Below are 14,250 nucleotides of genomic sequence, written 5' to 3' on the forward strand. Positions count from 1 at the left end.
TTGTGTCAAGTTAAAGTGGGCAATTTTATTTTTTAAAATTTCCATTGTAAATTCAGTTGATATTTTTCTTCCCGTATGGCCCCGTCCACAGCCCGGAAGGGCGCACTTATCCTGTTAACTTTTTATCCCGAGTTTTTAAATTATCTATAAACCAGTTCACTGAGATTTCTTTCCTGAAAAAAGCTCTGTATCGCTTTTCTGCCATTGGTTACGGCGCAGCCTGTAAATGGTATCCCTGCTTTATGTATATGGTAATACCTGCTCTTCTTAGGTTTCTTGTTAACATCAGCTGCCGTTAATGTTATAACCTCTTTTATTTTCTCCAGTTTATCATCTGAAATAGAACCTGAACATATCTCATCGATTGTTTGGTATATTCTTTTACCAGCTTTTTCTGCCAGTATTTTTGCCAGATTATTTGCACCCTTTATAGACCAGCTCATTTTTCTCCCTTTCATCCTCTGGGCCAGTATGTCACAAATATTATGCTCCATTGTGCCTAAATTCCTATATTCCAGTCCTTCAGGTGCCTCCGGCATCTTTATCTCTTCTCTTAAGTGATATGGCACTAATCCTGCCTTATTTTCAAAGAGATATGTATACAGTTTTTCTAATTTCTTAAACTTTTTTTCGTTATTAGTATACTTAACCATAAGACCTGTTAAGTATTCAAAACTCTTATCTATTTTTCCGTCATGCAGCATTTTCATGAGTTTATATGCTTCCTTTTTATCCTCCATATTTCTCAGTACTGCCTGACTTTTATGGAATGGATCTAACTGAAAATATACGCCTTCTCCACCCATGCTCTGTTTTATCCATGGGGCACCATCCCCATTCAAAATTCTTACTTCTATTTCATCTGTGTTATATACTTCTGCAATGGCGGCATCACTAAGTTCCTTGAATTTTTTACTTGTTCCAAAGCTGGCGCATGCTGTTTTATTATGAACTACATAGCCGTCTTTTCTGCCACCTCTCTTTTTCCAGCCCTCATAAGTTACTCCCAGCTTAAGTTCTTTCTTTTTAGACTTCCTTCCTTTAGGTTTATCTTTCCCCTGAATGCTTAACCAGATGCCGTCCATCTCCTGAAATAAGGCCTTAACTTCCCTTGAGCCCTTTAATTTTCCCATTTTATTCAGCAGTATCTTCCTCTCTTCCTTTTCTTCTATTTTAGAACCTAATTTTTGTACTACATTCCATACTGCCGTATGGCTGATTTCCTGGTTTGCCAGTTCTTTAATATTATTTGAAGTGTTCCTATAAGACACATTGGTTACATTGTCTACTATTTTTTCTACTAAAGTGCTTGAAATATGGCCTATTGTATCCATTTTTAAGTATTCATCCAGTAAGAATTTATATGCCTTTTTCCCTTGATCAGTTTTGTATTCATATATACGTCTGTCAAATTCTACATCTCCCATAATAGTTTTTATACACGTATGCCTTAATCCTTTATTTCTATATATTTCGGCATCTCTTTCATCCATTAACCTCCGGTCCAGGTGCGAAAGCACCTCTCTTAGAATTTCACATGCTGTATCACACGCATATTTATATATTTTTTTCTCTAAACTATTGAAAGTTATTTCATTATCATTTAAACTTAAAGTATCGTTTAAATTGTACATAATCTCACCCATTTCTATATAGTCTTATCAACTTATATTATAATGGATTTTTATGTACATGGGAGATACTTTTTGTATCTCCTTTATTATTTTAACCAGTAATTATTACTACCTTTGCCTACTAAAATTATACTCTAAGTATTAAACAAAGATCTATAAATATATTTATAGTAACATATTGTTACAAAGTAAAATTTTAAAACTGTAACAAAATCATACGTTTTTTGTCAGTAAACTTTATAATAAATTTTACATAAACGGGTGTATTTAAAAGTTCACCCGTTTATTTTATTTGCAATATTACGTAATTATAGTATTGGTATAATATTTGCTCTTATTTACTATTTAAAAGTTTCAAGTTTATAAAAGGGGGTATTTATCTATGGCATTTAATGCTATTCAGTGTTTTCTCATAGTAATGGGATTTTTGCTGATAGGGGAGATTGTTTCTATCAAAACAAAAGCTTATGTACCGTCAGTTTTTGTTTCAGCAGTGTTATTCTTATTAGGTTTTTGGACTTTTGTGCCTAAAGATGTTGTTTCCCAAGCATCTTTCGGGACAAATTTTGTTCAGGTTTGTATGAGCTTAATTCTTGTTCATCTTGGAACATTAATGAGTCTCAAAAAACTTATAGAACAATGGAAAGCAGTAGTTGTTGCAGTACTTGGTATATGTGGTACAGTTTTTATGACCATGACCATAGGAAGAATATTTTTTGATTGGCATACGGTGGTAGCAGCAACTCCGCCATTAACCGGAGGAATTGTAGCAGCTTTATTAATGTCAGAAGGTTTAAAAGCTAAAGGAATCACTACATTAGCAATTCTTCCGATTGCAATGTTTATAACTCACAGTTTCTTTGGATACCCACTCACTTCTTGGTGTTTAAAAAGAGAAGGCAGAAGGGTTTTAGATAACTTTAGAAAGAATGGACCAAACCAGAAGGAAATAGAGAATAGTAAGGTTTTAAAAACTGAGAATGTAGAAAATATAAAGAAAAAATTGATTCCACCTTTACCAGAAGAATATCATTCTCCAGTGATAATATTATTTAAAGTTATGATTGTAGCTATTTTAGCAAGTTTTGTATCAAATCTAACAGGAGGTGCTATTAATCAGTACATTATATGCTTGATTTTTGGTGTTATATTTTGTGAAATTGGATTTCTTGAAGAAACTGCTCTTGTTAAAGCCGGAGCATTCAATTGGCTTATTTCCGGTCTTTTGGCATATGTATTTTCAGGACTTTCTGGTGTGGGACCAGGCCAATTAGTACAAATATTAATTCCTATTATTGTTTTAATAATCTTAGGCATTTTTGGCATGTTTGCAGTATCTATGATAATTGGAAGATTCTTAGGTTTTACAAAAGAAATGGGTTTTGCATGTGCACTTACTTCTCTTTTTGGATTTCCTGCGGATTATATTATAACTAATGAGGTTTGTAAGTCTGTAAGTAATACTGAAGAAGAAAGGCTTTATGTAGTTGATATTCTTCTTCCGAGAATGCTGGTAGGAGGTTTTGCAACTGTATCAATAGCATCTGTAATAATATCAAGCATATTCTTGAAATTACTATAGAGTTATAGTTTTTTATATAATTTTGGTTAGGAGTGTTAAAATGAATGTTAATATTTTAGAAAAGGCTAAAGAAATACAGGATTATGTAGTTGGACTTAGAAGAGATTTTCACAGACATCCAGAGCCATCTTTTAAAGAATATAGGACTTCACGAAAAGTGAAAGAAGAACTTTCAAAAATGGGTATTAAAGTAGAGAGTATAGGGGAAACCGGTGTAATAGGAATATTGGAAGGCAGTGCAAAAGGGAAAGTTATAGCACTGAGAGCAGATATGGATGCCCTTTCTATAACAGAAAAAACAGGATTGTCTTTTTCTTCTGAAAATCCAGGATTTATGCATGCCTGCGGACATGATTGTCATACTGCAATGCTTTTAGGAGCGGCAAAGATTTTGTCGGAAATGAAAGATAATTTAGAGGGAATAGTTAAATTTATTTTTCAACCAGCTGAAGAGGTTGCTTCTGGTGCTAAAAAAATTATAGAAGAAGGAGCTTTAAGAAACCCGGATGTGGATTTCATTTTTGGTATGCACATATGGGCGGATACTCCTATAGGCAAGGTAATACTTCAAGAAGGTCCTTTAATGGCCTCAGGTGATATATGGAATCTTGAAATTAAGGGAAAATCAAGTCATGGTTCAGCACCTTGGCAGGGAATAGATTCAATTGTGTGTGCCGCTTCAGTAATTAATGGCATGCAAACTGTAGTCAGCAGGGTAAATGATGTAAGATCTCCAATAGTGATAAATATAGGTACAATAAAAGGAGGAGATAGGTTTAATGTAACTCCGGGTTCTGCAAAAATGGAAGGAATGAATAGAGCCTTCAGCTCTTATTGTAGAAAAAATATGCCAATATGGATTGAAAAAGTAATAAAAAATATATGTGCTGCCTATGGATGTGACTATGAGTTTAATTATAATTTCATTTGTGGTGTAACTATTAATGATGAGAAGGCTGCTAAATTTACCAAAAAATCTGTTGCAAAGATAGTCGGAGAAGATGGTTTTATAGCAACTGAAAAGATAATGGGTTCTGAAGACTTTTCGGAATACCTGGAATCTGTGCCCGGTGCTTTGATGCTTCTAGGAGGAAGAAATGAATCAAAAGATTGTTGTTATTCACATCATTCAAATTATTTTAAAGTAGATGAAGACGCTTTACCAATAGGGGTAGCAGCATATGTTCAGGTTAGTATTGACTATCTTTCCTAATCAATAATAAGAAGATTCAATAAATCAATTATCCTTCAGGATATAGGGTTTACAAGTCGAAGTTAAGCTTTCATTTATAAACCCTATACCAAATTTCAGTATTATAAATATTTTCATTTTGTGAGCATGTCTCTGCATATTAGTTTTAGTCACAATTTAATTAATTATTTATAATTAAATTGTGAAATCTATTTCAAATTTATTTCCTTTAACTTTCTATATAAAGTCATTCTAGGTATGCCTAAGATTTCTGCAGTTTTAGATTTGTTAAAGTTATTTTCTATTAGAGTATTTATTATAAGTTCCTTTTCTGTTTTAAAGACGCTGCTTTTTAATGGGCTGAAGGTTTTGGTTTTAATAAGTTGTTTTATATTAGCATCCATTGATTCCTTGCTGCTATTCAATATGTTTTCAGGTATGCTGTCAACTTTAATTGAATGTTCTTTAGAAATAACCAGCATTCTCTCTACAATATTTCTTAGTTCTCTTACATTTCCAGGCCATTTATATAAACATAATGTTTTTAAAACATCTTCAGTAAATTCACCACATATGCCATATTTTTTATAAAAGTTATTTATAAAGTTATCAATTAAAAGGGATATGTCAGAAGGTCTTTCTCTAAGAGGAGGTATTTCTAAGTTTAAGACATTAAGTCTATAAAATAAATCTTTTCTAAAGGTACCAGAATTAACTTTTTCTTGAAGGTCGCAGTTTGTAGCTGCTATAACTCTTATATCTAAATTTATGATTTTATTACCTCCAACTCGTTCTATTTCTTTTTCCTGCAGAACTCTAAGCAGTTTTACTTGCATCTTGAGTGGTAAATCTCCTATTTCATCTAAAAAAATCGTACCTGTATTGGCTAATTCAAATTTTCCCATTCTACCATTCTTTGTAGCTCCAGTAAAAGAACCTTCCTCATGTCCAAAGAGCTCAGACTCTATTAAACTTTCTGGTATTGCTGCACAATTTATACTTATGAAAGGATTTTTTCTCCTTTTACTGTAATTATGAATAGAATGAGCAAAAAGCTCTTTTCCAACCCCGCTTTCGCCAGTTATTAGAACAGTCAAGTCTGTTTCAGCAAAAGACTTAGCTTGCTCTTTACAATTATTTAGGCAATTGGAATTTGATAGTATATCATCAAAGGTATATTTAGCTTTATATACTTCGGAGATAGCAGATTGATTATTTTTATAAGATTTTAAGTTTTTTATTAGATTGTTTTCTGTTACTAATCTATAAATATAATTTAAATCTCCTATAATAGTTATACTAATTCCGCCAATCAATTTATTGTTAAAATGAAGGGGAAGTCTATGTACTATTATATCTCTGCCTTGAAATTTGTGCTTTCTATTAATTTCGGCTTTTCCGGTTTTTAAAATAACAGGAAATCTAGCATTGGGATCTACTTCTCCTACAAATTTACCTTTTTCATTCTCAAGTTTAAGGTTAAAATAGTCTTTAAAAGAATTATTAAAAGTTACAATTTTACACTCCGAATTAACGAGACATATTGGTATTGGTATCTGGTTGAAAATTATATCATTTATTTTTATAAAAAGTCTGTCTATTTTTTTAGAGGTTATTTTTTTAAATGTTTCCAATAGTATCACCTTATTTCTAAATTTATAAATTCAACTGAAGCTAAAAATCACTCGATAGAATTATATTAAGAAATTGTTAATAATATACTTGAAAAATTAATTATTTCTAAAGTAATTAAAGAAAAAATTGTAATTATTTTAAAATTATAATAGTAATGTAATATTGCATATAAAAATAGTGTATGATATAATTATTAAAAAAAGGGGAGCTTGTATATATATACAGGCTGAGAGGAAGTTATAGCTTCGACCCATAACTTGATTCGGGTAATCCTGACGTAAGGAAATATTTGTTTATGAATTTTTTAATTAATGAATGTAAATAGAGTATATCTTCCTTAATGTTAGGATCGGGTATACTCTTTTTGTGTAATATAAGCAGCGGGGGAGCGCCCGGTACTTTTTAATTAATGTAACAACTAAATAGCTAGGGAACTTGTGTTTCAAGGTGAGAGGAAGCTTTTGAGCTTCGACCGACCAATATAATTATATGGTAAAATGCTATCTAGTTGTCTTAAATTTATACCTAAATAATAGTATTTTCTGTATGATAACATTGGCAAACTATACTATTATGGAGGCCTATTTTTATGAAAAAAAAGTCAAAATTACTAAGAAAACTTATGTTAGCTATGATGATAGCAATGGGAGTTGTTATTTCTCCAATTCTACGTATTGAAGGAATGTGTCCTATGTCATCTGTCATCAATATTACGTGTGCAGTTATTTTGGGACCTTGGTATGCATTACTTTGTGCTGTATTAATTGGAATTATAAGAATGCTTATTATGGGAATACCACCTTTAGCTCTTACAGGTGCTGTATTTGGAGCTTTTTTATCAGGAGTTTTATATAGGATATCTAGAAATAATTTGTTATTTGCGGCACTAGGAGAAACTATAGGCACCGGCATTATAGGAGCAGTTGTTTCATCGCCGATAATGACATATTTTTGGGGAAGGAAAGAACTTTCACTTATGTTTTATGTTCCGCTATTTTTTACTGCAACAATAATTGGGGGAGTAATTGCGCTTGTGTTTTTAGGTGCTTTAAATAAAAATGGTATGCTTATAAAGATTCAACAAAGATTAGGAATGGAAATTTGTGAAAAGGTACCAATTATAAAAAAAGATGTATCTGTAAATAAGACAGAATTTTAAATTAAAAAGACACATGATTTCTTAAGTGAAACCATATGTCTTTTTTGAGCGTTTGTGGATATAATTAACCTCTTTATGTATTTGATATATTATAAATATTGTTTAAATTGAAGTACGTGGAAGAAAATAAAAAACAACATATAATATTTTAAGTATTATGAATCTTATAATTAATAAATCTTATTTATTAGAAGAATTTCGAACTGTATTTTGCTGGAAATTATGTTATAATTATAAAGATAATGTATAAAAGGAGGCAAGAATTATGAATAAAAAATTGTCTAAAGGCGCATATGGCAATGTATCCGGAATAGATTATGTTCCGTATATTTCTGATGGATCTAAATCTGGCGGAAATGCCGCTGTATTAACTATTGGAATTATTTTATCAGTATTATTTGCAGCATCAACGGCATACTCAGGTATGAAATCAGGACTTACAGTTGCAGCTGGCATACCAGGTTCTATAATAGGTTCTGTATTTATAGCTATGTTTGCCAAACAAAAAGGAATTCTTGGTAAAAATTTGGTACAAGGCATGTCAAGTGGTGGAGAATCTATTGCTAGTGGTATGATATTTGTTTTACCAGCAATACTTTTGATAGGAGCGCATTTTTCTTTTTTAGAGGGATTTGTTATTGGAATAGGAGGAGTTTTGTTTGGAGTAGGAGCAGCTTCTCTTGTGTATAATTATTTAATTATTCAAGAACATGGAAATCTTATGTATCCTGAATCGATGGCTATATCTGAAACACTTGTTGCTTCAGAAGGGGTTAAAGAATCTGTGAAGTTTATGGGAATTGGATTTTCTATAGGAGGTGTTATAACTCTTGTAACTAGTTCATTTTTTAATGTAGCTAATAATGTTATAAGTTATGTAAATGAAGCTTTCTATAAGTGGAAATTTGAAGTTGAAGCTAATCCTTTACTCTTAGGCATAGGATTTATAGTGGGTATAGATGTAGCGCTAACTATGTTTGCCGGATCAATATTATCTAATTTTGCTATTACACCTTTGATAGGGTATTTTATTTCTCTTGGAGAAGGTGGCGCGACTGTATGGAATAATCCTCAGGTAAATATAAATGCAATGCAGGTTGCTGATATAGCAGGAAGTTATGTAAAATATGTAGGAGCGGGCATGATGTTATCTGGAGGATTTATAGGTGCTATAAAACTTATACCTACAATAATATCATCTGTAAAAGAAACTCTTAATGCAAATACGTCAGATAGTAAAGGCAGTTCATCTGCTGAAAATATAATATTAATTGGTGGTATAGTAATAGGATTTATAGGTGGTTTTTTAATATCTGGCGGAAATATATTAATGGCAATAATTGTATCCATATTATCATTAATATTATCTTTATTATTTGTTATAGTATCTGGAAGATTAACAGGAACTATAGGGACTTCAAATCTTCCTGTATCCGGCATGACTATTGCTTCTATAGTTATAGTAACATTATTATTTGTTATAATGGGATGGAAGAGTCCGGCAAATAATAGATCATTGCTTTTATTTGGTACATTTATTGTTACTGCTATATCTGCTGCTGGTGGTTATTGTCAGTCACAAAAAGTTACATTTGTAATTGGCGGTGACAAGAATGAAATGCAAAAGTATTTTGCAATAGCCGGAATAATTGGTGCAGCAGTAGTTACTGGTGTTATATTGCTTCTTTCAAGTCAACTTTCAATGACTGGTGATAATGTACCATTTGCATTACCTCAAGCTAACCTGATGTCTACACTTACGGCTGGTATAATGTCAGGTAAGTTACCTTGGGTCATGATAATTGTAGGTATTGTTATTGGAATAGCATTATTTTTACTAAAAATGCCTGTAATGACAGTAGCTATAGGATTTTATTTACCAATAGCTACAACTTCAATAATATTAATAGGTGCACTTATTCGTTTGTTTGTGGATAAGGTATCTAAAGACGATAAGCAAAGAGAAGCAAGGGTTTCTAATGGCATAAGTTTATCGTCCGGGCTTGTTGCCGGAGGTTCTATTATAGGTCTTATTGGTATAATACTTCAGGTAACCGGGGTTATAAAAGTAGGAACACCAACTGGATTTGCTGCTAGTAATGGCATGGGATATATATTATTGATAGTTCTTGTGATAGCATCTATAATACCTATAATGAGAAGTAAGGCAAAAAATGCTGAGTAATAATGAAGATGTTCTAAATGTAATATTTAAAGTAGCAGATAATTTGGAGTATGAAGTAGATGAGAATAATATTGTTACTGTACTTGAAAAACAAGAACATAAGATACAACAGCTGATGAGAAAACTAAATTTTGAAATTCCTAAGTATAAGAAAATTACTTTGGATGAGTATTCAAGTTATGTTTTTTTAAAGATTGACGGTGAGAAAACAGTAAAAGATATTGGAGAGAGTCTTGAAAAAAGATATGGAGATAAGGTAAATCCGCTTTATGAAAGGTTACTGTTATTTTTGAATCATATAGATGTGAATTGCCATTATATAAAGAAAACAAATGTTTAAAAATAAAGATGGTGCTGTAAATAGCATCATCTTTATTTTTTATGGAGATTCATGTGTTTTTAATTAAAGAATTGCTGTAATATATAATTATATATATTGATAAGAATTGGTATTAGTACGAGGTGACAAATATGAAGACAATTAAAATAGTTCATTGTGCAGATATTCACTTAGGATCAGAACTATCAATACTTGGGAACAAGGCTGCTGTAAGAAAAGCTGAAATTAAAGGTACATTTTTTAATATTTTAAAGTTGTGCAGGGATGAAAATGTTGAATTGCTGCTTATAGCAGGGGATTTGTTTGATGATGTTCATGTTAATAAAAATTTACTTTGTGAGATAAGAGACGGATTTGATGCAATAAAAGATACAACAGTTGTAATTGCACCTGGAAATCATGACCCCGCTTCAAGTGATTCACCATATGTAATTAAAAACTTCTGGCCTAAAAATGTTATCATATTTAAAAATTCTCTTGAAAAGGTAGAAATTAAAGATTCTAGTGTGTGCGTGTGGGGAACGGCTTTTTTAAGTACACAGAGTAAGTCGTCCATGATCAAAAACTTTAAAAATGTTGATGATGGCTTGATTAATATATGTGTAGTCCATGGAGAACTTGTAGCTCAAAATCAAAGGAGCAGGTATAATCCAATTACAGAAAAACAGATTTCAGATAGTAAAATGGACTATATTGCCCTGGGACATATTCATAAAAAAACGGATGTACTTAAGGCTGGCAGTACATTTTATGCTTATTCAGGATGCCCTGAGGGAAGGGGTTTTGATGAACTTGATGAAAAAGGTATCTATATAGGTACTATATCAAAAGACATTTGCAAGTTGGATTATAGAAGGGTTTGCGGGCGTATGAATATTGAACTTAGAGTGGACATTTCAAATGCACAAAATGCTAGAACGGCGGCGGATATTATAATAGACAAAATGAAATTAAGGTTTGGGGAAAAATATGCGGAAAATCTTTATAAGATTGATTTATATGGCATGCTCTCAAATAATGTAAATATTGATATAAATGATATAAGATTATTTTTATGTGATGTCTTTTTTATTAAACTTAAGGATAGCACAAGGATGAATATAGATTTTGACAATCTTTCAGATGAAATAACTCTTAAGAATGTGTTTGTAAGAAAGATGTTAGAACGAATAGATAATGCAGAACCTAAAGAAAAAGAAAAACTCTATATGGCACTTAAAATAGGATTAAGAGCATTCTCATGTGAGGTGAAGTATAATGAAGATTAACAAACTTAAGATAGGTAGTTTTGGTAAATTTAAAGATTATAGTTTGGATTTAAAAAGCGGTTTTCAATTAGTCTATGGTGAGAATGAATCCGGAAAATCAACCATTATGGCATTTATTAAAATGATGTTTTACAGTAAACTTGAAAGGGGAAGAGATATAAATAAAAATCTCAGAAAAAAATATAGGCCGTGGGATGGCTCCAATATGAATGGTGTCATCGAATTTTATGATGGTAAAACGCATTATAGCTTTCAGAAGGACATGGGTTTAACTCCTAAATCGGATAAAATTAAATTGATTAATATGGATAATGGTGAAGAGGTGCTCCTAGGGAAAGATGAGGAAGTGGGAAAAAGGTTTTTTGGACTTAATTTATCTGGATTTGAGCGCAGTTCATATATAAGTAATATTGGAAGTTTCTCTGCAGATGGAAATGGTGATGATGTAGCAGAAAAATTGATGTCAAATTTGGTTTCATCAGGAGATGAAGATGTATCGGAAAAACTTGTTTTTAAACGTATAAATGGTGCAGTAGAAGATATGAAATCAAAAAGTGGTAAAAAAGGAATACTTGTTGATACCGAAAATGAATTAAATGTTTTATATAATAAACTGTCTGAAGTTAAAGCACTTGAGGATGAGCAGAGCGATAATTTGAGAGAATATGATGCACTAAAAAAAGAGCTTCATAAGCAGGAAAATATAGATAATATGATTAAAGTCAAGGAAATTAAAGACAGACTTAACAAAATAGATTCTCTTATAGAAAAAATATTAGATTATAGTAATCTGGAAAAAGATATTTGTAAAGGGAAGATTAAGTTTAATGAATTAAAGCAATTCTTAAGGGAATGTAGCATGCTCATGGATGAAAGTGAAAAGCTTAAGGGGAGTTTTGAAAAGCTCAAATCATCAATTGATGGTGGAAAAAGCTTAATGCCATTTAGTAAAAAAGAATATGAATGTATAAATGAACTCGTATTAAAAAAGAATAGATTAGAGAATTTACTGGACAGGATTAACAAATTTTTATTTCCAAATTTTAAATCATATAAGATGTCAGAAGATAATTATAGTAAGCTTAAAAATTCTCTAAATAAACATACAGAACTCATAGAACAATTTAAAAAATATCATATGGATTACAAGAAATATGAAGAGGATAGGGAAAGTAAAATACGTCAAAAGGATACCATTGTACACGAATTTGAAAGAAATAAAATAGAATGGAATTCTAGAAGGCAGGTATTAGATGAGAAAATTAAGTTTTTAAATGAGAAGGAATCAGTGTATGAGGTGCAAAAAGACAGAACTAAAGGAGAAAGTAAAAGCCATAATAAATTCTTTATTTTAAGCATAAGTATTGCTGCTATTTTTGTAATAATGGCTTTAGTTATAAACCATATTTCATTAATAGGAGTGGCTGTTGTTATTTTAATAGCTTCGTATCTGTTTGAAAATCATAATTCAGGCAGTGTTAAATACAAATATGAAGATCAGAACTCAGATATAAAAAATAATGACGAACTTAAAAATATTAAAACTGAATATAAAAGGAATGAAGAGTACATTTCTGATAAAACAAAAGAATATAAAAGTAGAATAGAAATTATATCAGACAGTATTGTAAAAATTGAAGAAAATCTAAAATTAACTAAAGGGAAAAATGATTATTATTTAAACCTGCTGGGAAAATTTTTAGATATAAAAAATAATCATGATATAGCTTTAAATAATTTATATATCAAAAAGGAGGCTTTGATTAAAGAATTAAACTATGTAAATAATGAATACTCTGAAGAATTAGGTTTAAATAAAAAAAATGAAATATCAAATGCAAGTGTTAAAAATTTTGATAAAGAATATGTGATTTCCTATGAAAATATGATAAAGGACTTATTAAGCTCACTAGAGGACGATATTCTTAAAAAAATGCAGGAAAAGTCAGTTTCATCTATAGAGGAATATAATGAAAAGTATCTTTATTATATGTCCAATATAAAAAGCAAAGAAGCAGTAAATAAGATTGAGGATGAATATTTAAAAAAGCATCAGCAATTTTTAGATAAAGTAAATAAATACCAGGATGTAAAGGATTATGAAGCAGCAAAGGTTTTGATAAAAGGACTTATAGAGAAAGTCAGTATCATTGAAAATAGGAAGAAAGAGGTATCTGATATAGCAGAAGGTATGGGATATAGCTTGCCTTCATATGATAGCTTAAATGCGGAAAAGATGAAACTTGAGGATTATATAGTTAGCTATAAGGGTGAATATGAAAAAGAGAGAAGCTATTCTATGGAAGAATTAAAAGAAAAGCAAAAATATTTTTTAGACAGGCATATTGGAGATCGTCTTCTTGAAATCCAGAAGAGAGTAAGGACACCTGATAAAAACTCGATTAATATTGAGAGAGAGATAGAAGAAAAGAAAAATGAGCTAGAAAGAAAAAATGACTACTACAATTCACTCAAGGCTGCATTAGAAGTTGTAAGTGAAGCATCAGACGAAATGAGAAGCAGCTTCAGTCCAGAACTTAATCGTAAAACGTCAGAAATATTTAAAAGTCTCAGTAATGGTAAATACGATAATATCCTTGTTTCAAAAGATTATGATATGTCAATTAAATCAGGTATTCACTATAGAGAGTGGAAATATTTAAGTAATGGAACTGTTGACCAGTCCTATTTTGCACTCAGACTGGCAATTACGGAACTAATATCATCTAAAAATACTTCACTGCCATTATTTTTAGATGATGTTTTGATGCAGTATGATGACCAAAGGCTTAAGGCAGCTTTAAAATTCTTATCTTCTTATTCAGTTAAAAGAGGAAGTGATTTTCAGCTTATTTTGTTTACCTGCCACAAAAATATAATAGAAACTGCAGGGGATTATACTCAGAATATAGTTAAAATCTGATATAGGGTTTATAAATGAAAAATCAATCCCTCCTCCGGGAAATGCTGCTAAAATCCGGTACTATAAATGCTTTTAGTAATTCTAAAGCCCGGTATTTCGAAAATCTAATAAAGATTGATAAACTCGCTGTGCTCAAACATATCAATCTTTATATATTTTCTAAAATACCGGGCCAAGAATTACGATAAAAGCATTTAATGTACCTATATTTTGTCAGCATCTCCCTTAGGTATAAATTAACTTTAAAATTACAAACCCTGTATAACATAAAGTTTTGTGAAAGTGATGATTAAATGAAACCGGCAATCGTGTTATTTGATTTTTTAGATAAA

Annotated in this window: 9 protein-coding genes and 1 riboswitch; of the genes, 7 read left to right on the forward strand and 2 right to left on the reverse strand. The window is 31.0% G+C overall.

Translation table 11 applies throughout. The features are described from left to right. Positions 1-140: 140 nt before the first annotated feature. Positions 141-1,634 (reverse strand): ISLre2 family transposase, encoded by a 1,494-nt coding sequence (locus D4Z93_RS06420; RefSeq protein ID WP_119970197.1) that lies wholly within the window; start codon positions 1,632-1,634, stop codon positions 141-143. Positions 1,635-2,016: 382 nt separating this feature from the next. Between D4Z93_RS06420 and D4Z93_RS06425 the strand changes: the two genes are divergently transcribed. After that, positions 2,017-3,216 (forward strand): hypothetical protein, encoded by a 1,200-nt coding sequence (locus tag D4Z93_RS06425; protein WP_119971482.1) that lies wholly within the window; start codon positions 2,017-2,019, stop codon positions 3,214-3,216. 40 nt (positions 3,217-3,256) lie between these two features. Next, positions 3,257-4,429: a M20 metallopeptidase family protein gene (locus D4Z93_RS06430; RefSeq protein WP_119971485.1), complete on the forward strand. Its 1,173-nt coding sequence runs from the start codon at positions 3,257-3,259 to the stop codon at positions 4,427-4,429. Between the two features lie 188 nt (positions 4,430-4,617). Here the strand turns inward: D4Z93_RS06430 and D4Z93_RS06435 are convergent, their stop codons facing one another. Then, a complete protein-coding gene (locus D4Z93_RS06435; RefSeq protein WP_162920265.1) occupies positions 4,618-6,042 on the reverse strand; it encodes a sigma-54 interaction domain-containing protein in 1,425 nt (474 codons plus the stop codon). Positions 6,043-6,234: 192 nt separating this feature from the next. Beyond that, a riboswitch (TPP riboswitch) is annotated at positions 6,235-6,346 on the forward strand. Positions 6,347-6,632: 286 nt separating this feature from the next. Between D4Z93_RS06435 and thiW the strand changes: the two genes are divergently transcribed. The 5 genes from thiW (at position 6,633) to D4Z93_RS06460 (ending at position 13,918) form a co-directional block, all read left to right on the forward strand. Then, a complete protein-coding gene (gene thiW / locus D4Z93_RS06440) occupies positions 6,633-7,202 on the forward strand; it encodes an energy coupling factor transporter S component ThiW (RefSeq protein WP_119971491.1) in 570 nt (189 codons plus the stop codon). Between the two features lie 265 nt (positions 7,203-7,467). Next, on the forward strand, positions 7,468-9,387 hold the full coding sequence (locus tag D4Z93_RS06445) for an OPT family oligopeptide transporter (RefSeq protein WP_119971494.1): 1,920 nt from the start codon (positions 7,468-7,470) through the stop codon (positions 9,385-9,387). Next, on the forward strand, positions 9,377-9,727 hold the full coding sequence (locus D4Z93_RS06450; protein WP_119971497.1) for a PqqD family protein: 351 nt from the start codon (positions 9,377-9,379) through the stop codon (positions 9,725-9,727). The genes D4Z93_RS06445 and D4Z93_RS06450 overlap by 11 nt, the downstream gene beginning before the upstream one ends. Positions 9,728-9,858: 131 nt before the next feature. Continuing rightward, the gene (locus D4Z93_RS06455) at positions 9,859-10,995 is read left to right on the forward strand and encodes a metallophosphoesterase family protein (protein ID WP_119971500.1); all 1,137 of its coding nucleotides are present in this window, start codon (positions 9,859-9,861) and stop codon (positions 10,993-10,995) included. After that, on the forward strand, positions 10,985-13,918 hold the full coding sequence (locus tag D4Z93_RS06460) for an ATP-binding protein (RefSeq protein WP_119971502.1): 2,934 nt from the start codon (positions 10,985-10,987) through the stop codon (positions 13,916-13,918). Before D4Z93_RS06455 ends, D4Z93_RS06460 begins: the two co-directional genes overlap by 11 nt. Positions 13,919-14,250 lie beyond the last annotated feature (332 nt).

It is taken from the genome of Clostridium fermenticellae, assembly GCF_003600355.1.
GTDB classification, from domain to species: Bacteria; Bacillota; Clostridia; order Clostridiales; family Clostridiaceae; genus Clostridium_AV; species Clostridium_AV fermenticellae.

Bases quoted from the DNA above. Each gene is read 5' to 3' on its own strand.
- D4Z93_RS06420 (WP_119970197.1), bottom strand. From the start codon at position 1,634: ATGTACAATTTAAACGATACTTTAAGTTTAAATGATAATGAAATAACT.
- D4Z93_RS06445 (WP_119971494.1), top strand. From the start codon at position 7,468: ATGAATAAAAAATTGTCTAAAGGCGCATATGGCAATGTATCCGGAATA.
- D4Z93_RS06460 (WP_119971502.1), top strand. From the start codon at position 10,985: ATGAAGATTAACAAACTTAAGATAGGTAGTTTTGGTAAATTTAAAGAT.
- D4Z93_RS06455 (WP_119971500.1), top strand. From the start codon at position 9,859: ATGAAGACAATTAAAATAGTTCATTGTGCAGATATTCACTTAGGATCA.
- D4Z93_RS06425 (WP_119971482.1), top strand. From the start codon at position 2,017: ATGGCATTTAATGCTATTCAGTGTTTTCTCATAGTAATGGGATTTTTG.
- D4Z93_RS06430 (WP_119971485.1), top strand. From the start codon at position 3,257: ATGAATGTTAATATTTTAGAAAAGGCTAAAGAAATACAGGATTATGTA.
- D4Z93_RS06450 (WP_119971497.1), top strand. From the start codon at position 9,377: ATGCTGAGTAATAATGAAGATGTTCTAAATGTAATATTTAAAGTAGCA.
- thiW (WP_119971491.1), top strand. From the start codon at position 6,633: ATGAAAAAAAAGTCAAAATTACTAAGAAAACTTATGTTAGCTATGATG.